The organism is Mycobacteriales bacterium (genome assembly GCA_040902655.1).
Lineage (GTDB): Bacteria > Actinomycetota > Actinomycetes > Mycobacteriales > SCTD01 > SCTD01.
This window is the reverse complement of sequence record JBBDWV010000016.1, coordinates 130128-149508: the sequence shown is the minus strand read 5'-3', so window position 1 is coordinate 149508 and position 19381 is coordinate 130128. Positions and strand designations below refer to the sequence as shown.

Below are 19381 nucleotides of genomic sequence, written 5' to 3'. Positions count from 1 at the left end.
CGGGCCGCAACCCAGACTTCTCCGGCGTCGGCCACTCGGGCCGGCTCCGGTACGACCCCTTCCCGGGTCGGCGCGACCGCGTCACGTGCCGACCGGACACGGAGATCCGGTGCTCGACGAGCCCACCGACAGCAGTCCCCGCACGAACGACGAGACGCCGGAGCCGGTCAAGGCACCGCGCCGCCGCCGCGCCACCAAGGCCACTGCCGCACCTACCGGCAGCGAGGCCACCGAACCGACCGCCGCGACCGCCGAGGTCCTGGCGGAGGGCGCCGGCGCGCCGGCTGCCGGTGACGCCGTGGCCGCGGGAGAGGAGCCGGCCCCGACGAAGAAGGCAGCCCGCAAGGCCCCGGCGAGGAAGGCTGCCGCCCCCCGCAAACGCGCCGCCAAGAAGGTCGACGAGGGCGCGGTCCCGACGCCGCCGGCCGGCACCGCCGATCCGGCTGCGGACGACGTCGCGCTCACGGAGGACGAGCTGGCGGCGCAGGCAGCGCTGCTCGAGGCCGGTCCACCGGTCGTCCGTGCAGCCGAGGACGACCCGGTCGTGCAGGCGGCCGCTGCCGACGACGTGGGCACGCCCGCGATGGAGACCTCCGCCGGCGGTGCTCCGGAGCCCTCCGCCGACGACGCCGCGGCCCCCGCCGTGAAGCGCACCCGGACCCGCCGCGCCGCCTCGGTCACCTTCCAATCCCCGGAGCCGATCGCGGAACCGGAACTGGAGCCGGACGCCGCGCCCGCCGGGACGGCCGCGGACGCCCCGGCCGCCGATGAGGGTGCTCCCGCCCCCCGCCGACGCCGCCGCGCCGGCACGTCCGGTGCCGTCTCGCCCGAGGTCCTGCTCCCGCAACTGCTCGAGCCCACCACGGTCGACGCCCCGGTAGCGGAGACCGACGAGCGCACCGAGACCGGCGACGACGACGACCCGGACCGCCCGCGCCGTCGGCGCCGGGGCCGGCGGGGTCGTGGGCCGCGCCGCCCCGAGGACGACGCCGGCGCGTCCGGCGAGGACGACGAGGTGCCGACCGAACCGGTCCCCACCGAGACCACCGAGACCGCCGACATCGAGGCCGCCGACACCGAGGACGAGGACGGCGACGCACCCGCCGGTACCCGCCGTCGACGCCGCCGCCGCCGCAGCGGCGGCGGGACCGGCGGCGACGATGCCTCCGACGACACCGGGACCGCGGTCCGCGAGCCCCGTACGCGCAGCCGCTCCGGTGCCACCAGCGCCGACGAGGACGGCGTCCGGGGCATCACCGGCTCCACCCGGATGGCCGCCAAGCGCGTACGCCGGCAGGAGGGCCGGGACTCCGGCCGCAAGCGCCAGCCGATCCTGTCCGAGGCCGAGTTCCTCGCCCGCCGCGAGGCGGTCGACCGCGCGATGGTGGTGCGCCAGAAGGGCGACCGTACGCAGATCGCCGTGCTCGAGGACGGCGTGCTCGTCGAGCACTACGTCACCCGGGCGAGCGCGCAGTCCTATGCCGGGAACGTCTACCTCGGCCGGGTGCAGAACGTGCTGCCGAGCATGGAGGCAGCGTTCGTCGACATCGGCAAGAGCCGCAACGCCGTGCTGTACGCCGGTGAGGTCAACTACAACGCCGCCGCCGGCGGCAGGAACCGCAGCATCGAGACGGTCCTGAAGTCCGGCCAGGAGGTCCTGGTCCAGGTCAGCAAGGACCCGATCGGCCACAAGGGCGCGCGCCTCACCGGCCAGGTCAGCCTGCCGGGCCGGTACCTCGTCTACGTGCCCGAGGGCACGATGACCGGCATCAGCCGCAAGCTGCCCGAGGTCGAGCGTGAGCGCCTGAAGAAGATCCTCAAGAAGGTCGTGCCGGACGACGCGGGGGTCATCATCCGCACCGCCGCCGAGGGCGCCTCGGAGGAGGAGATCGCCGGCGACGTGCGCCGCCTGCAGGCGCAGTGGGAGGTTCTCCAGACCAAGGCGGCCAAGGGCGGCGCCCCGGTGCTGCTGCACGCGGAGCCGGACCTGGTGATCCGCGTCGTGCGCGACGTGTTCAACGAGGACTTCACCCGGCTCGTCGTGCAGGGCGACAGCGAGTGGGACACCATCCGCGACTACGTCGAGTTCGTCGCGCCCGACCTCGCGCCGCGATTGAGTCGGCACACCTCCGAGAAGGACGTCTTCGCCGAGCACCGGATCGACGAGCAGCTGCTCAAGGCGCTGGACCGCAAGGTCTACCTGCCGTCCGGCGGCTCCCTGGTCATCGACCGGACGGAGGCGATGGTCGTCATCGACGTCAACACCGGCAAGTTCGTCGGCAAGGGCGGCAACCTCGAGGAGACGGTCACCCGCAACAACCTCGAGGCCGCCGAGGAGATCGCCCGCCAGCTCCGGCTGCGCGATGTCGGCGGGATCATCGTCGTCGACTTCATCGACATGGTGCTGGAGAGCAACCGCGATTTGGTCGTACGCCGCCTCGTCGAGTGCCTCGGCCGCGACCGGACCAAGCACCAGGTCGCGGAGGTGACCTCGCTGGGGCTGGTGCAGATGACGCGCAAGCGCGTCGGGCAGGGGCTGCTCGAGTCCTTCAGCGAGCCGTGTGAGTCCTGCAACGGGCGGGGGATGCACGTGCATCCCGAGCCGGTGGACGAGCGGCGCGGCGACGGCGGGGGAGGCGAGGAGGGCCGGCGCGACCGGGCTCCCAAGCGCAAGCCGATCCCGGCTGACGCCCCGAAGCCGCGGTCGGCCCTCTCGGCGGAGGCCGTCCCGGCCGCCGCTCCCGATGCCGCCGCCGCCGATGCCGCCGAAGCCGATGCTGCTGACGTCCAGGGCGAGGAGGCGGAGAGCACCCCGCGTCGGCGCCGGCGCGGCGGCCGCGGCGCCGGCGCGGCGACCGTCGCACCGAACGACGAGATGGCCGAGCTGCTGGTCGAGGCGGCCGTGCGCGGGACAGCGGAAGCCGGGCCGTCCGAGCAAGCCGGGCCGGTCGGACTGCCCGAGCCGGCTGGGCTGCCCGAACCACCCGAGGCAGTGCCGGCCGTCGCGCCGGCCGTGGCCGACCAGCCGATCCCCGACGCGGAGGACCTGTCGGTCGATCAGGCGCCTGCGGGCGCCGACGAGGTGGCGGCCGCCCCCGTGGCGGAACCGGCTCCGCGCCGCCGCCGCCGCGCGACCAGCCGACCGGCCGGGCCCCCCACCGGCTGACCCGCCGGCCGGCCGGCGGCCTACCGGCCGGGCCGTCGTACCCGGCCGGACCGTCGACAGCTTCATGATCAACGCCGGGTTCACGCTGGTTTCGCGGCCTGGAAAACGGCGTAAGTCCGGCGTTGATCATGCACGTCGGCGAGGTTCGACGGCCGGTGCGGCGGTCCGGTAGGCTGCTGCAGTCGCGTCCTCGACGCGCCCTTTCGCCGCGCCCCGGGCGCGGCCCCCGTGCGAATCCAGCTAGGAGCCCCTCGTGTACGCCATCGTCAAGACCGGCGGCAAGCAGTACAAGGTCGCCGTCGGTGACGTCGTCGAGGTCGAGAAGGTGTCCGGCGGTCCCGGCGACGCCGTGGCGCTGCCCGCGCTGCTGGTCGTCGACGGTGGCTCGGTCACCTCCGACGTGGCCGCGCTCGCCAACGTCAGCGTTCGCGGTGAGGTCGTCGCGCAGACGAAGGGGCCGAAGCTCAACATCATGCGTTACAAGAACAAGACCGGCTACCGGCGCCGGCTCGGCCACCGCCAGAAGCTGACGCAGGTGCGCGTCACCGCCATCGAGACCGGCGCAACTGCCGGCTCCGCGACGTAGGAGGACCCGCCATGGCTCACAAGAAGGGCGCGAGTTCCTCGCGTAACGGTCGCGACTCCAACGCGCAGTATCTCGGCGTGAAGCGCTTCGGCGGCCAGGTCGTCAAGGCCGGCGAGATCCTCGTCCGCCAGCGTGGCACACACTTCCACCCCGGTGACCTCGTCGGCCGTGGCGGCGACGACACGCTGTTCGCGCTCGCACCGGGTGCCGTCACGTTCGGTCTCAAGCGCGGCCGCAAGACCGTCAACATCGTCCAGGCCGGCTGACCAGCTCCATCAGCGACTGACGAGGGCGGGCCGGCTTTCCCGACCCGCCCTCGCAGCTTTCCTAGAGAGAAGAGTTACGTGGCCACCATCGTCGACCGCGCCGTGCTCCACGTGGCCGCGGGTGACGGGGGAAACGGCTGCGCCAGCGTCCGGCGCGAGAAGTTCAAGCCGCTCGGCGGCCCCGACGGCGCAGACGGGGGGAACGGCGGCGACGTCGTCCTCGTCGTGCGCTCCCACATCGCCTCGCTGCTGGACTACCACTACCACCCGCACCAGCGGGCGACCTCGGGCAGGCAGGGACAGGGCTCGATGCGCACCGGCGCCAAGGGCACCGCCGTGGAGCTTCCGGTGCCGAACGGCACGGTGGTGTACGACGAGCACGGCAACGAGCTGGCCGATCTGATCGGCGAGGGCGCCCGCTTCGTGGTCGCCAAGGGCGGCAAGGGCGGTCTGGGGAACGCGACGCTGGCCAGCGCGAAGCGCAAGGCGCCCGGCTTCGCGCTGCTGGGTGAGCCGGGTGAGGTCAGGGACGTCGTGCTCGAGCTCAAGACGGTCGCCGACGTGGCCCTGGTGGGCTTTCCGAGCGCCGGCAAGTCCAGCCTGGTGGCCGCGCTGTCCGCCGCCCGGCCGAAGATCGCGGATTACCCGTTCACGACGCTGGTGCCCAACCTGGGCGTCGTCGAGGCGGCCGGCACGACCTTCACCGTCGCCGACGTCCCGGGTCTGATTCCGGGCGCTGCACAGGGCAAGGGCCTGGGTCTCGAGTTCCTGCGTCACGTCGAGCGCTGTGCCGTGCTGGTCCACGTCCTGGACTGCGCCACGCTGGAGCCGGACCGCGACCCGCTCAGTGACCTCGACCTGCTCGAGCGCGAGCTGTCGCTCTACAAGGACGACGTCGCCCGGCTGACCGAGCGCCCGCGACTGGTGGTGCTCAACAAGGTCGACGTGCCCGAGGCCCGTGAACTGGCCGACCTCGTCCGCCCCGAGCTCGAGGCACGGGGCCTGCGCGTCCTGGAGATCTCGGCCGTCAGCCACGAGGGTCTGCCGGCGCTTGCGTACGCGATGGCCGACGTGGTCCGAGCCGACCGCGAGGCCCGGCCGCTCGAGGAGGCGACCCGGATCGTGCTGCGGCCCAAGGCGGTCGACGACCTGGGCTTCACCCTCGAGGCGCAGGGCGAGGGCCGCTACCTGGTGCGTGGCAGCAAGCCCGAGCGCTGGGTGCTGCAGACCGACTTCACCAACGAGGAGGCCATCGGCTACCTCGCGGACCGACTGGCCCGGCTCGGCGTGGAGAAGGCACTCGCCGCGGCGGGTGCCACACCCGGCGACGAGGTCACCATCGGCGAGATCAGCTTCGACTGGCAGCCCACGGAGCTCGAGCAGTTCAGCTCCGGGATGCGCGGGCAGGATGCCCGTCTCGAGGACCGCAGCCGCGCCGGAGCGGACGAACGGCGGCTGCAGAAGGACCTGCGCCGGGCCGAGCGGATGGGCCTGGACAGGTCGGCGCTGGAGGCCGAGCTCGAGCCGCTGCAGAAGTCGTCCCGACGGGACGCCGGACAGTGAGCCGGGAGGCGGTCGCCGCAGCGCCGCGGCTGGTCGTCAAGGTGGGCTCGTCCTCACTGACCACGGCCGCCGGCGGGTTGGACCCTGGGCGTCTGGACGCGCTGGTCGAGGCGCTGGTCGAGCGGCAGGGTCAACTGGTCCTGGTGTCCTCGGGCGCGATCGCCGCGGGGCTGGCGCCGTTGGGGCTGGCCCGCCGGCCGCGGGACCTGGCCACCCAGCAGGCCGCGGCCGCGGTCGGACAGATGCTGCTGATCCAGCGCTACGCCAGCGCGTTCGCCCGCTCGGGGCGCACCGTCGCGCAGGTGCTGCTGACCGCCGACGACGTGGTCCGGCGCTCGCACTACCGCAACGCGCAGACCACGCTGGACCGGCTGCTCGCCCTCGGCGTCGTGCCGATCGTCAACGAGAACGACGCGGTGGCGACCGAGGAGATCCGCTTCGGCGACAACGACCGGCTGGCCGCCCTGGTCGCCCACATCGTCCGTGCCGACGCGCTCGTCCTGCTCTCCGACGTCGACGGGCTCTACGACGGCGACCCGCGCCGGCCGGGTGCCCGTCTGGTGCCGGAGGTGCGGCGCGCCGGGGATCTGCAGGGGGTCGTCGTGGGCGGCGCCGGCAGCGCCGGGCTCGGCCGCGGCGGCATGACGAGCAAGGTGGACGCCGCCGGACTGGCGACGCGCGCCGGTGTGCCGGTGCTGCTCGCCGCCACCACCGCCGTGCGTGACGCGCTGCGGGGGCACGGCGGCACGTTCTTCGCCCCGACCGGCTCCCGGTCTCCGGGCCGGCTGCTCTGGCTGGCCCACGCGACGACGCCGCGGGGCCGGCTGCTGCTGGACGACGGGGCGGTGCGGGCGGTCGTCGAGCGCCGGATGTCGCTGCTGCCGGCCGGCGTGACGGGCGTCACCGGGGAGTTCGCGGCCGGGGACCCGGTCGAGCTGGCCGGCCCGGACGGGCTGGCGGTCGCGCGTGGGCTGGTGGCCTACGACGCCGGCGAGTTGCCGGCGCTGCTCGGTCGCTCGACCCGCGAGCTGGGCCTGCGCGAGGTCGTCCACCGTGACGACCTGGTGGTGCTCTGAGGCCCAGCCGCAGCGCGGCGCGCCGTACTCTCGATGCCATGAGCGAGGTCGTCGAGGTTGCCAGGCGCGCACGGGTAGCGGCGGCAGGGCTCGCGCCGCTGCCCCGCAAGGACAAGGACGCGGCGCTGTACGCGATGGCCGACGCGCTGGTCGAGCACACCGACCGGGTGCTGGCCGCGAACGCCGAGGACGTGCAGGCCGGGCGAGAGGGCGGCACGAGCGAGGCGCTGCTCGACCGCCTGGCGCTGACGACGGCGCGGGTCGGCGCCATGGCCGACGGCCTGCGCCACGTCGCCACGCTGCCCGACCCGGTCGGCGAGGTCGTCCGCGGCAGCCGGCTGCCCAACGGCCTGGAGCTGCGGCAGATCCGGGTCCCGCTCGGCGTGGTCGGGATCGTGTACGAAGCCCGGCCGAACGTCACCGCCGACGCCGCGGGGCTCTGCCTCAAGAGCGGCAACGCCGTGCTGCTGCGCGGCAGCGCCAGCGCCTACCGATCCAACTTTGTGCTGGTCGACGTGCTGGCGGCGGCGGCGACCTCCGCAGGCGTGCCGCCGGACAGCATCTCGCTGGTGCCCGGCACCGATCGGTCCAGCGTGAAGGAGCTGATGCAGGCTCGCGGCCTGGTCGACGTCCTCATCCCACGTGGCGGCGCCGGCCTGATCCAGGCGGTCGTCAGCGAGTCGCAGGTGCCGGTCATCGAGACCGGGGTGGGCAACTGCACGGTCTATGTCGATGCCTCCGCCGACCTGCAGATGGCGGTCGACATCACCATGAACAGCAAGACCCACCGGCCGAGTGTCTGCAACGCCGCCGAGACGCTGCTGGTGCACAGGGACGTGGCGGGAGAGTTCCTGCCGCTCGTCGTCCGGGCGCTGGAGGACGCCGGCGTCACCCGGCACGCCGACGAGCGCGCGCGGACCTACGACGTCGGCGCGCTTGCGGTCTCGGACGAGGACTGGGCCGCGGAGTACCTCTCGCTCGACCTCGCCGTCGGTGTCGTCGACTCCCTCGACGAGGCGGTCGCGCACATCCGCCGCTGGGGCAGCGGTCACACCGAGGCCATCGTCACCAGGGACGTGGCGGAGGCCGGTCGCTTCGTGCGGTCGCTGGACAGCGCCGCGGTGATGGTGAACGCCTCGACCCGGTTCACCGACGGCGGCGAGTTCGGCTTCGGTGCCGAGATCGGAATCAGTACGCAGAAGCTGCACGCGCGCGGGCCGATGGGCCTGCCGGAGCTCACGAGCACCACCTACGTCGTCACCGGCGACGGGCACGTGCGGAGCTGACGGCTCGCGCCGTTCGGCTGCGAAACACCCTGGCCGCAGGCATCCTGGCCACATGCGCCGCGCCACCCTGCTCGCCCTGTCCGCCCTGCTCGCCGCCCTCCTCAGCCCTGCCGCGCCGGCGTCGGCCGCGCAGTACGCCGACACAGCGGCGCTGGAGCTCGCCTCGCCCGCGCTGGTCGAGCCCCGCCCGGGGGTGCTCGAGGTCTACACCCGCGCCCCGGGCGGAACGCCGCAGCGGCAGGTCCGGGACGAGGCCGGGCGCTGGTCCCGGACCACCTCTCTCGGCGGCACGATCACCTCGAAGCCGGCCGCGGTGTCGATGACCGCCGGCCGTACCGACGTCTTCGCCCGCGGCGGGTCCGGCCAGCTGGTCCAGAAGTACGCGGTGGACGGCCGCTGGTCGCCCTGGATCCATCTGGGCGGTCGCTTCGCAGGCGCCCCCACCGTCGTCTCCTGGGCGCCGGGCCGACTCGACGTCTTCGCCCGCGGCACGGACGGGACGCTGCTGCACACGTGGTTCGCGGGCGGGCGCTGGTTCGCCTGGGAGCGCCTCGGCGGCTCGCTGGCCTCCGCACCCGCTGCCGTGTCGATGGTCCCGGGCCGGCTGGACGTCTTCGCCCGCGGGACCAACGGGGCGCTGGTGCACCTCTACTATCCCGGCGGCGGCTGGTCGCGCTGGTCCTCCCTCGGCGGCACGCTCTACTCCGAGCCGGCGGCGGTGACCACCGGCGACGGCCGGCTCGACGTCCTCGTCCGCGGCGGTGACGGAGCCCTGCGGCTGAAGTCCTTTGTCCGAGGCACGGGCTGGTCGGGCTACTCGACCCTGCCCGGTGCGGTCCGGTCCGGCCCGGGCGCGGTCGTCACCTCCACCGGTGAGACCGTCGTCGTGGCCCGCGACCCCCAGGGGCGCTACGTGCTGCGCAGCCGCCCGGCGGACGGCGCCTGGAGCCTGTGGACGGCGCTGGGCGGCGTCTCGGTCTTCCACGGCCTCGGCGCGTGGGTCGACCTCTATGACTACGCCTCGCTCGACCGGGCCGCCGCGCTCGACGACCTGCGCAGCCGCGGCGTACGCACCGTCTACCTCCAGACCTCCCGCTTCAGCGCGTCCTTCGACCTGTCCCCGGACGCCGTCCAGTGGGTGGACGCCGCACACGCCCGGGGGATCTCCGCCGTCGGGTGGTACCTGCCCGGCTACGGCGACATGGCCCGCGACCTGCGGCGCACCATGGTCATCGCCGATGTGGTCACCCCGGCCGGAGGCCGCTTCGACGCGGTCGGCGTCGACATCGAGGCGCACACCGGCATCGGCAGCAGCAACGAGGTGCCGCGCACGACGATGAACAGCCGTGCCGTCGAGCACCTGCGGCAGGTCCGTGCCCGCACGAACGCCCCCCTGACGGCGATCACCCCGCAGCCGACCGCGACCGACGAGGCCGGCGAGACCTGGGAGGGCTTCCCGTGGAAGGGCGTCGGGCAGAGCGCCGACCTCGTGCTGCCGATGTCGTACTGGCCCAAGACCTGCCGGGACGCCTGCGTCCGCGACTACACCGCCACCAACGCGCGCTACGCGGCCTCGTGGACCGGTCGACCCGTCCACATCGCCGGTCGCGGCTACCCCGCCGCCGACGGCACGCAGGTCAGCGACAGCGACATCCGGGCGTACGTGGACGGTGCGGTCGCCGCCGGCGTGGTCGGCGGAAGCGTGTACGACTACGCCTCGACGCGTACCCGTACGGCCTGGTGGTCCTCGCTCGCGCGGCTGAACAAGCTGTAGCGGCACGACGTGCGGGTGGAGTCGCGCGCGGCTGCGTCGGGCATGATCGGCTTCGCACCCGGCCGATGTGGGTAGAAGTCGCGCGGCCGGAGCCGGGAGGGGCTAGCTTTTCGGCTGGACCGGTGTCCCGCCGTGCCGACCTGCCGAGCGACATCTGCGGAACCGGAGGATGCAGCGCATGGAGCCGTCCCTGCGGCTGCCTGTCACCACACCGGACGGTACGGCTGCTGAGTCGGTGACGCTGCTCGTCGTGGACGTGGACGGGCACCGCTGTGCGCTGCCGGCCCACGTGGTGGTCGAGATCCATCCGGCGGTGCAGCTCGCCCGACTTCCGGACGCCCCCGAGGTCGTCGTCGGCATGGTGAATCGGCGCGGCCGGCCGCTGCCGGTGCTGGACCTGCGTCGTCGGCTGGGTCTGCCGGGTCGGACGTTGCGGCTCGAGGACCGGCTGGTGGTGCTGGCTCTGCCCGACCGCGAGGTGGCTCTGCTGGTCGACGCTGCAGTGGACATGCTCACGGTGCCCGCCGAGACGGTCGACGACGCGGTGGCCGGCGCGGCGGAGGCGGTGCGCAGCTCGGGTGTGGCCGTGCTCCCGGACGGGCTGCTCGTCATCCTCGACGTCCAGGGCTTCCTGTCCAGCGGTGAGTCGGCAGCACTGGACGAGGCGCTGCAGCAGGCGCTCGCGGCAGCGTCGCGGTGACGACCTCGACCGACCGCTCCACCGCCGTCGTCGGCTATCTCGAGGCGGCTCTGGGGCTCAGTTTCAGCGGGCCGCGCCGGACCCGGCTGCTGGCGGCGATCGAGGCGCAGCGCGTCGCCTCCGGCCTGTCGCCCGAGCTCTTCCTCGACGCGGTCTCCCGTCCTGGGCAGGTGCATGACCGGCTGGTCGCGCAGGTGACCGTCGGCGAGACCTACTTCTTCCGGGACCGGGTGCAGTGCGACCTGCTGCGTGCGCTCGTCCTCCCGGAACTCGCTGCCCGGTCAGGACCGGAGCAGAGCATCACCCTGTGGAGCGCCGGGTGCGCCAGTGGGGAGGAGCCCTTCACGCTCGCCGCCCTGGCGGAGGAGGCGGGGCTCGGGGAGCGCTGCACCGTCGTCGGCAGCGATGCCTCCGGCCGGGCGCTGGACAAGGCCCGCCGCGGCACGTACGGGCCGTGGTCCATGCGCTCGACGACGCCGGCTGAGCAGGCCACGCACTTCCGGGAGCGGGACGGGCACTTCCAGATCGCCGAGCAGCTACGGCAGCGCACCCGGTTCGTGCAGCGCAACCTGCTCAACGGTCCGCCGCCGCCGGGCAGGTTCGACGTCGTGCTGTGCCGCAACCTGCTGATCTACCTCACCCGGGAGGCGGTGCAGCGGGCCTCCGCGGTGCTCGCCAGTGCCCTCACGCAGGACGGCTGGCTGATCACCGCCGCTGGGGACCCGCCGCTGGACGCGCCCGGGCTGGAGCCGGTGCGCACCCGGTACGGGCTGGCCTACCGCCGCGCCCGCGCCGGCCTCCCGGGGCTGCCGCCCCCCGTGTCGGCGCTGCAGCCCGCGACGGCGCTACCGCCCGCCGTGTCGCAGCCGCGATCCTCCGCGCGGCCGGGGGCACCCGAGGCCCACCGCCGCCGCCCGGCCGCCCGACCTGCCCACCGGTCACCGGCGCGGCCGCCCGCCCCGGCGGCGATACCCGCGCCGGTCCCGGCGGCGACGCCGGCCACCGCGCTGGCCGAGCAGATCCGGCTCCTCGGCGACGCCGGGCGCGTCGCCGAGGCATGCCGCATCGCCGGCGACGCGGCGCAGGCCCATCCGCTGGACGTGGAGCTGAGGTACCTCGCGGGTGTGGTGCTGCTGGAGGCAGGGCGGCTCGACGAGGCGGCGGAGGCGGCGTCCTCAGCCGTCTACCTCGGGCCGGAGCTGGCCGCGGCGCACCTGCTGCTGGGTCAGGTGGAGCATGCCCGCGGGAACGCCGAGCGGGCGCGGCGCAGCTTCCGCAACGGCTCCCGGCTGCTGGCGGCGGCGCCCGACGACGCTCCGGTCGCCCTGGTCGGCGACCTGCCTGCCGGGCACCTGGCCGCCATCGCCGCGCGCTACCTGTCCCACCACCCGGCCGGTGGTTGATGCCGCCGCCGACGCGCACCGGGGACGACGTCCTGCTGGCCGCCCGCGCCGCCGAGCTGGCCCGTCCGCTGGCCGAGCGGCAGGACGACGACACGGTGGACCTGCTCGTCGTCATCGCCGGCGGGCAGCAGGTCGCGATCCCCGTCGGCAGCATCCGGGAGGTGCTCCCGCCGGGGCCGGTGGCGCAGGTGCCCGGTGGCCGCGGTGCACTGACCGGCCTGGTGGGCGGGCACGGAGACGCCCTGGCTGTCGCGGCCCTGGCCGTCCTGCTCGGCCTGCCCGGATCCGTCCCTCCCGACCAGCAGTGGGTGATCGTGCTGGACCACGCCCGGGCCCCGCTCGGGCTGCTCGCCGACACGACCGTGGACATCGTCACGGTCAGCCGGCAGGAGCTGAGCTCGCCGGCCGAGCCGGGCGGGCTGGTCACCGCGCTCCTTCCCGGCGGCGACCTCGTTCTGGACCCCGCCGTCCTGCTGCGCGACCCCCGGCTCTCGCTCACGCCGCCCGACCCGACGAAGGAGCCCTCGTGGCAACAACCATGACGATCCGCAAGCAGGTGCTCGCGGGCTACGCGGTGCCGCTCTTGGCCACCCTGGCGATGATCCTGGTGGCCGTCCTGGCCCTCCAGAGCGTCCTCACCGCGAAGAACCAGGTCATCGACCGCGACGCGAGACTGGTGAGCGATGCGCACCGGACGAACGCCGCGGTGCACGAGCGGGCCAACGCCAGTCGCGGCTATCTGCTGACCCGGGACGCCGGCTACCTGGCCCAGATCCAGGAGGCAGAGGGGCGGACGGAGGAGGCCGTCGCCGCCCTGGAGAGTCGCGTCTACACCGAGGCGGGGCGCCAGCTGGTGGCGCAGGTGCGGCCGGCCCGGGACCGCTGGTTGGAGGAGTCTGCGGCGGTGATGCGGGACGCCCAGCGGCCGGGGATCACGACCGCGGCGATCGGGACGCTGTTCGCCGAGCGGCAGGCCCCGGCGCTCCTTCGGCTCGAGACCCTGCTGAACGAGTTCATCGCCTTGCAGGAAGAGCAGATCGACTCGGCCGTGGCGGATTCCGACAGCGCTGCCCAGGAAGCGACGAACCTGGTCTGGGCCTTGGGCGCCGTGGCCTTCCTCGCGGCACTCCTGGTCGGCCTGTGGCTCACGAACCGCATCTCCCGCCGGCTGTCGGGGCTGGCGCTCACGGTCGACGCCGCCGCCGCCGAGGTGCTGGCCGGGACCACCCAGCAGGTGTCCGGTTCGGCGCAGCAGGCGGCGGCCGTGCAGGAGACCGTCTCGACGGTGGAGGAACTCGTCCAGACCGCGCAGCAGAGCGCCGAGCGGGCCCGGGCGGTGGCGGAGCAGGCCCAGCGTGCCGCCGAGGTCGCGCACGACGGGACACGCGCCGTCGCGGAGTCCGCGGCGGGGATGGTGGCGATCCGTGAGCAGGTCGACACGACAGCCCGTACGGTCGTCGAGCTGGCCGAGCGGGCCCAGGCGATCTCCGACATCGTCTCGGCGGTGGAGGAGATCGCCGGGCAGACGCACCTGCTGGCGCTGAACGCCGCGATCGAGGCGGCTCGGGCCGGCGAGCACGGCAAGGGGTTCTCCGTCGTGGCCGGGGAGGTGCGCGGCCTGGCCGGACAGTCCCGCCGTGCCACCGCGCAGGTCTCCCAGATCCTGGGCGAGATCCAGCAGGGCACGACGACGGCGGTGATGGCCAGCGAGGAGGGCACCAAGCGGGTGGCGGACGGCGTCAGCCGCACCGAGCAGGCCGGCCAGACCATCCGTGAGCTGTCCGACAACGTCGCCTCTGCCGCCGAGGCCGGCGAGCAGATCGCGGCCTCCTCGGTGCAGCAGGCCGTGGTGACCGGGCAGATCGGCGAGGCGATGCGCAACATCGAGCAGGTGATGGAGCAGAACACCAGGTCGGCTCGCGAGGCCGAGCAGGCCGCCCGCGACCTGCACCGGGTGTCCGCCGAGCTGAAGGAGCTGGTGGGAGCCGCTGCCGATGGGCGCTGACGAGCAGCTGCAGCACCGGCTCCGGGCGTTGTTCGCCGAGGAGCTCGACGACGGGCTGCAGCTCCTCGGCGCCGGGCTGCTCCGGCTGGAGCAGGATGCCGGCAAGGCGCCGGGCGCCGATCTCGTGCAGGAGCTGTTCCGCACGGCGCACAGCCTGAAGGGGGCAGCGCACGCCGCCTCCGTCCCGGAGGCCGTCGAGGTGTGCGACCGGCTGGAGAGCACGTTCGCCGCCGTCCGCGACGGGGAGCTGCACCCGGACTCCGCGCTGGTCACCCGGCTGCTCGGCGAGACGGACACGTTGTCCGCACTGGCCGCAGGCCTGCACGAGGTCGCCGCCGCGCCGGCGGACGGGCCGCCCACCGGCGGGAGGTCCGCCGGCCCCGAGCAGCCCGCGCGGGCGCAGCCGCCGCACCCGGAGCCCGCACCGGCGCAGCCCGCACCGGCGCAGCCCGCACCGGCGGAGCCGGTGTCCGTCCCGGCACAGCCGGCCGCCTCCCTGCGTGTCAGCGCCGACAAGCTCGACGCCGTGCTGCGCCGCGCCGGCGAGGGGCTGGTCGCCACCCGGCGACTGCACGAGGTCGCCGACCAGGCGGCGCACGCCGCAGAACGGGTCGAGGCGGCACGCAGCCGGCTGCGCGCCGCGCTCCGGCAGGAGCGCGCCGGCAGCGTGGCGCACTCGCTGGACACCCTGCTCGACGACGCAGCCCGGGCCGTCACTACCCTCGCCCGGTCGGTGGAGGTGACCGACCGCGCGCTGGAGCACACCAGCGCCGGTGTCGCCGAAGCCGCCCAGTCCCTGCGCACCCAGCCTTTCGCCGACGCCTGCGGCTCGCTCGACCGCGTCGTACGGGACGTCGCCACGACCACCGGAAAGGCAGCCCGGTTCGAGCTGGTGGGCGGCGACATCGACGTCGACCGCGGCGTCATCGCCGCGCTGCGCGATCCGCTCCTGCACCTGGTCCGCAACGCCGTCGATCACGGTCTGGAGCAGCCCGCGGGGCGCGCCGCCGCCGGCAAGTCCACGACCGGGACGGTCAGCGTCGTCGCCACGCTGGACGGCAGCATGCTGCACGTCACGGTGCGGGACGACGGAGCCGGGATCGACGCCCGTCGGCTGCGCGAGGCGGCCGAGCGGCGAGGACTGGCGGCACCGGACGACGACATGGAGCTGGCCTTCGTGCCCGGCCTGTCCAGCCGTGCCGACGTCACCGCCGTCTCCGGGCGGGGCGTGGGGCTGGATGCCGCTCGCGCCCGCCTCGAGCAGCTCGGCGGGAACCTACAGGTCGTCTCGCAGCCAGACGTCGGGACCGAGGTGCGGCTGACGACTCCGGTGACCCTGGCCGTACTCCGGGTCCTGCTCGTCCGTACCGGCGGACAGACGGTCGCCGTGCCCACCGCCTCGGTCGACCGGGTGGTGCAGGTCGAGCGGCAGGCGCTGCGCGAGGTGGAGGGCTCGGTGCTGCTCACCCTCGGCGACCGGAGCGTGCGAGCCGTGTCGCTGTCCGGTGCGCTCGGTTTCGGCGACCAGGCCCTGGACGACGGTGACCTGATCGGGGTGATCGTGCCGCGCGGCGGGGACGTGGTCCTGGTGGTCGACGCGCTGCTGGACGAGTTCGAGGTCGCGGTCGAGCCGGTCCCGGCACGGCTGGCGGGAGCGCCCGGCCTCCTCGGCGTGATCGTGGTCCAGGGTGATCTGCCCGCCGTGGTCGTCAACCCGGTGGCCGTCGGCCGTACCGCCGCACCGCTGGTGCTGGCGACGGCCAGCGCCGCCCCGACCGCCGCCGCCCGGATCCTGCTGGCCGAGGACACCGTCACGACTCGGGCGCTGGAGCGCAGCATCCTCGAGGCCGCCGGCTACTCCGTCGCAGTGGCGGTGGACGGCGCCGACGCCTGGGAGCAGCTGCAGGCCGACGGCGCGGACCTGGTCGTCTCCGACGTCGACATGCCGCGCATGAGCGGCATCGACCTGTGCCGCAGGATCCGCAGCTCGACCCGGCTGCGTGAGCTGCCCGTCGTGCTGGTGACCTCGCTCGACACCGCCGCGGACCGTCAGCGCGGGCTGGAGGCGGGTGCCGACGCGTACGTCGTCAAGGGCGAGTTCCAGCAGGGCACCCTGCTCGACACCATTGCGCGACTGCTGTGAACGCCGCCGCCCCGCCCGTGCGGGTGTTCCTCGCCGACGATTCCCGGACGTCCCGAGAGCTGATGCGCCAGCTGTGCGCGGACGACCCGCGGCTGGTCGTGGTGGGTGAGGCGGGTGACGGCCGGCAGGCCGTCGAGCAGGTCGCCGCGCTGCGCCCGTCCATCGTCGTCATGGACATCGAGATGCCGCACCTGGACGGGATCGAGGCGACCCGGCAGATCATGATGCGCTTTCCGACGCCGATCCTGGTGGTCACCGCTCACCACGACGCGCACGACGTCGCGCTGTCGCTGCGGGCCGTGCAGGCCGGGGCGCTGAGCCTGGCCCCCAAGCCGGCCGGCCCCGGCTCGCCGACCTTCCTGCAGGACTCCCAGCGGTTCGTCCGGCTGGTCCGGCTGCTGGCCGGCGTGCACCCGGTCCGCCGGTACCTCGACGTCAGCGGTGCCGAGGCCCCGGCAAGCCAGCCGGTGCCGGTGCCGGTGCCGGAAGCCGGGGTGCGGCCGGCGGTGCCGCTGCGTGCGGTCGGCGTGGCTGCGTCCACCGGAGGGCCGGCGGCGCTCTACCGGCTGCTCGAGCTGCTGCCGACGCGACTGTCCGTGCCGGTCCTGGTCGTGCAGCACATCGCCGACGGTTTCGCCCCGGGGCTGAGGTCGTGGCTCGGCGGCGCCACGTCGCTCCCGGTGACGCTCGCCGAGCAGGACGAGCCGCTGGTGCGGGGCCGGATCTACGTCGCGCCCGACCGGTGCCACCTGCAGGTGGGGCGCGCCGGGCGCGTCGTGCTGTCGGACACCCCACCGATCGCCGGCTTCCGCCCATCGGCGTCGGTGCTGTTCAGCTCGCTGGCCGCGGCGTACGGCGCGGGTGCAGCGGGCGTGGTGCTCACCGGGATGGGCTCGGACGGACTCGAGGGCGCCCGCGCGCTGCGCCAGGTCGGCGCACCGGTGCTGGCGCAGGACGCGGAGTCCTCCGTGGTCTTCGGGATGCCGCGAGCGGTGGCGGAGGCGGGTCTGGCCACCTCGGTCGGAACGATCCAGCAGTTGGCAGAGACGCTGGCACGCATGCTGCCGGCGACATCGTGACGAGGGGAACAGCCGTGCCGGGAAAGCTGCTCATCGCCGAGGACAGCCGCACTCAGCGCGAGGTCCTGCGGGCTCACCTGGAGGACGTCGGCTACGAGGTGGTCGCGGCAGCCGACGGCGAGGAGGCGATCGAGCACATCCGGCGCGGCGGCGTCGACATGCTGATCAGCGACATCGTCATGCCGGGCATGAACGGCTACGAGCTGTGCCGGCAGGCCAAGCAGCACGACCACCGGTTGCCGGTCGTGCTGCTGACGTCGATGACCGACCCGCTCGACGTGGTGCACGGTCTGCAGGCCGGCGCCGACAACTTCCTGCGCAAGCCGTACTCCTTCTCGCACCTCAACAGCCGGGTCGAGATGATGCTGCACAACAGGAACCTGCGGGACAGCGGCCAGACGCAGATGGGCCTGGAGCTGTTCTTCCTCAACCAGCGCTTCATGATCACCGCCGAGCGCCAGCAGATCCTGGACCTGCTGGTGTCCAGCTTCGAGGACCTGGTCATCAGCAACCAGCAGCTGCGCCAGCAGGAGGCCGAGCTGGCCGCCGCGCGCGACGAGCTGGCCCAGCAGCTGTCGGAGGTGCACGCGCAGCGCGAGCGCCTGGCGACCGTGCTGGCCTCGGTGCCGCAGGTCATGGGGGTGATCGACCTCGACGGCGTGGTCACCGCCGCCAGCCATGCCCTCGCCAGATTCGTCGGGGCGCAGGGTCCCGCCGAGCTCCAGGGCCGCCAGCTGCGCGAGATCCTGCGGCTGCGCCACCACACCGGCGAGGAGTTCGCGCGCGAGGAGCGGCCCGGTTTCATGACCATGCGGACCGGCGAGCCGGCCGACATCGGCCGGGCCTTCGACGTGCTCGCCGACCGTGCGGACGGCAAGAGCGTGCCCGTCCTGATGCAGACGGCACCCGTGCGCGACAGGGCCGGCCGCACGAGCGGCGTGGTGGTCATCGCGCACGAGCTGGAGGCGCTGAGCCTGCACGACCCGCTCACCCACCTGCCCGGGCACACCGCTTTTGCCCAGCGGGTCGACACGGCCGTGGAGGCACTGACCGAGACCAACGCCGTGGTGGGTGTCGTCGTCGTCGTCCTGGACAGGAGTTCGGACCTGAGCGACAGCCTCGGCAAGGGCCGCATGGACCGGCTGATCGCCTCCCTCGCCGACCGCCTCCGGGAGGCGCTCGAGCTACCTGTCGTGCGCCAGCACGTCGACGGGCCCTCCGCGGGCTACCTGGGCGGCGGCGAGTTCGCCGTCGTGCTGCCCGGCCTCGGTGACGAGGCGCACGGCGTGCTGGCCGCCGATGTCCTGCGCAGGCACATGGCCGGCACGTACCGGATCGACGATCTGGACCTCACCGTCACGCTGACCGCCGGCTTCAGCGCGACCGCGGCGGCCGGCACCCGCTCGGAGGAGCTGGTGCCGGCGGCCGCGGCGGCGGCGCATCTCGGCACACGGTGGGGTGGCGACCGGGTGGAGAGCTCGTCGCCGGGCGCCGTGGAAGGCGCCGCCGACCGGCTGAGGGCGGAGGCGGACCTGCGCAGGGGCATCGAGCAGGGTGAACTCCAAGTCTACTACCAGCCGATCATGTCGCTCGAGAACGGCCTGGCCGGGGTCGAGGCGCTCGTACGGTGGCAACACCCGGAGCGCGGCTTCCAGTCGCCGGCCGACTTCATCCCGCTCGCCGAGGAGTCGGGGCTGGTCGTCCCGCTCGGCTGGGAGGTGCTGCGCAAGGCCTGCGAGCAGATGGCCCGGTGGCGCCGGGACCTGCCCGGCGGCGGTGCCCTCACCGTCAGCGTGAACCTCTCGCCCCGGCAGCTGGTCCAGGGTGATTTCGTCGAGCGGGTCGAGGCGGCGCTGGCCGCGAGCGGGCTGTCCCCGCACGCGCTGTCGCTGGAGATCACCGAGGCCGGTGTCGTGCAGGACGCCGAGGCGGCGACCGCTCAGTTGCACCGGCTCCGGGCGATGGGGGTCGGTATCGCCGTGGACGACTTCGGCACCGGCTACTCCTCGCTGCTGCAGCTGCGCACGTTGCCGGTCGACACCCTGAAGGTGGACCGTCAGTTCGTCGACGGCCTGATGACCGACCCGGATGACGCGACCATCGTGTCGGCGTCCGTGAGCCTGGCCCTTGCACTGCGGCTGAGGGTCGTCGCGGAGGGGGTGGAGTCGGCCGAGCAGGCCGAGGAGCTGCGCCGGCTGGGCTGCGACTTCGGCCAGGGATTCCTGTGGAGCCGCCCGCTGCCGCCCGGCGAGTTCGAGCAGTGGTGGCTGACGGCCCGGGGCTCCTGACCCCCGCTGCGCGACCCCTGGCGGCGCTCGGGGCAGAATGGCGTTC

Annotated in this window: 14 protein-coding genes; all 14 read left to right on the top strand. The window is 74.1% G+C overall.

Translation table 11 applies throughout. The features are described 5' to 3' along the window. Positions 1–109 precede the first annotated feature (109 nt). The 14 genes from WD794_04685 to WD794_04620 all read left to right on the top strand — a co-directional run bounded on the left by WD794_04685 (position 110) and on the right by WD794_04620 (position 19335). Positions 110–3166, top strand: coding sequence for an Rne/Rng family ribonuclease (locus WD794_04685; protein MEX2289608.1), 3057 nt, complete (start codon positions 110–112; stop codon positions 3164–3166). A gap of 253 nt (positions 3167–3419) precedes the next feature. Continuing rightward, positions 3420–3752, top strand: coding sequence for a 50S ribosomal protein L21 (gene rplU, locus WD794_04680; GenBank protein MEX2289607.1), 333 nt, complete (start codon positions 3420–3422; stop codon positions 3750–3752). 11 nt (positions 3753–3763) lie between these two features. Next, positions 3764–4018, top strand: a complete 255-nt coding sequence (gene rpmA / locus WD794_04675) for a 50S ribosomal protein L27 (GenBank protein ID MEX2289606.1) — start codon at positions 3764–3766, stop codon at positions 4016–4018. 78 nt (positions 4019–4096) lie between these two features. Beyond that, entirely contained in the window at positions 4097–5581 is a 1485-nt protein-coding gene (obgE, locus tag WD794_04670) for a GTPase ObgE (GenBank protein MEX2289605.1), read from the top strand. Beyond that, positions 5578–6657, top strand: coding sequence for a glutamate 5-kinase (gene proB, locus WD794_04665; protein MEX2289604.1), 1080 nt, complete (start codon positions 5578–5580; stop codon positions 6655–6657). The genes obgE and proB overlap by 4 nt, the downstream gene beginning before the upstream one ends. Positions 6658–6695: 38 nt before the next feature. Next, positions 6696–7943, top strand: a complete 1248-nt coding sequence (locus tag WD794_04660; protein ID MEX2289603.1) for a glutamate-5-semialdehyde dehydrogenase — start codon at positions 6696–6698, stop codon at positions 7941–7943. A 52-nt stretch (positions 7944–7995) separates the two neighbouring features. Further along, a complete protein-coding gene (locus tag WD794_04655) occupies positions 7996–9717 on the top strand; it encodes a hypothetical protein (protein MEX2289602.1) in 1722 nt (573 codons plus the stop codon). 178 nt (positions 9718–9895) lie between these two features. Next, a complete protein-coding gene (locus WD794_04650) occupies positions 9896–10417 on the top strand; it encodes a chemotaxis protein CheW (GenBank protein MEX2289601.1) in 522 nt (173 codons plus the stop codon). Then, a complete protein-coding gene (locus WD794_04645) occupies positions 10414–11820 on the top strand; it encodes a protein-glutamate O-methyltransferase CheR (GenBank protein ID MEX2289600.1) in 1407 nt (468 codons plus the stop codon). Before WD794_04650 ends, WD794_04645 begins: the two co-directional genes overlap by 4 nt. Next, positions 11820–12362, top strand: a complete 543-nt coding sequence (locus tag WD794_04640) for a chemotaxis protein CheW (protein ID MEX2289599.1) — start codon at positions 11820–11822, stop codon at positions 12360–12362. The genes WD794_04645 and WD794_04640 overlap by 1 nt, the downstream gene beginning before the upstream one ends. Then, entirely contained in the window at positions 12347–13825 is a 1479-nt protein-coding gene (locus WD794_04635) for a methyl-accepting chemotaxis protein (protein MEX2289598.1), read from the top strand. Before WD794_04640 ends, WD794_04635 begins: the two co-directional genes overlap by 16 nt. Next, positions 13815–15968 carry a response regulator gene (locus WD794_04630; GenBank protein MEX2289597.1) on the top strand — a complete coding sequence of 718 codons (2154 nt, stop codon included), beginning with the start codon at positions 13815–13817 and terminating at the stop codon, positions 15966–15968. The genes WD794_04635 and WD794_04630 overlap by 11 nt, the downstream gene beginning before the upstream one ends. After that, on the top strand, positions 15965–17047 hold the full coding sequence (cheB, locus tag WD794_04625; GenBank protein MEX2289596.1) for a chemotaxis-specific protein-glutamate methyltransferase CheB: 1083 nt from the start codon (positions 15965–15967) through the stop codon (positions 17045–17047). The genes WD794_04630 and cheB overlap by 4 nt, the downstream gene beginning before the upstream one ends. After that, positions 17044–19335 (top strand): EAL domain-containing protein, encoded by a 2292-nt coding sequence (locus WD794_04620; protein ID MEX2289595.1) that lies wholly within the window; start codon positions 17044–17046, stop codon positions 19333–19335. The genes cheB and WD794_04620 overlap by 4 nt, the downstream gene beginning before the upstream one ends. Positions 19336–19381: the final 46 nt, after the last annotated feature.

Coding starts and splice junctions, on each gene's coding strand:
- WD794_04660 (MEX2289603.1), top strand. CDS start 6,696: ATGAGCGAGGTCGTCGAGGTTGCCAGGCGCGCACGGGTAGCGGCGGCA.
- rpmA (MEX2289606.1), top strand. CDS start 3,764: ATGGCTCACAAGAAGGGCGCGAGTTCCTCGCGTAACGGTCGCGACTCC.
- WD794_04640 (MEX2289599.1), top strand. CDS start 11,820: ATGCCGCCGCCGACGCGCACCGGGGACGACGTCCTGCTGGCCGCCCGC.
- WD794_04630 (MEX2289597.1), top strand. CDS start 13,815: ATGGGCGCTGACGAGCAGCTGCAGCACCGGCTCCGGGCGTTGTTCGCC.
- WD794_04655 (MEX2289602.1), top strand. CDS start 7,996: ATGCGCCGCGCCACCCTGCTCGCCCTGTCCGCCCTGCTCGCCGCCCTC.
- WD794_04650 (MEX2289601.1), top strand. CDS start 9,896: ATGGAGCCGTCCCTGCGGCTGCCTGTCACCACACCGGACGGTACGGCT.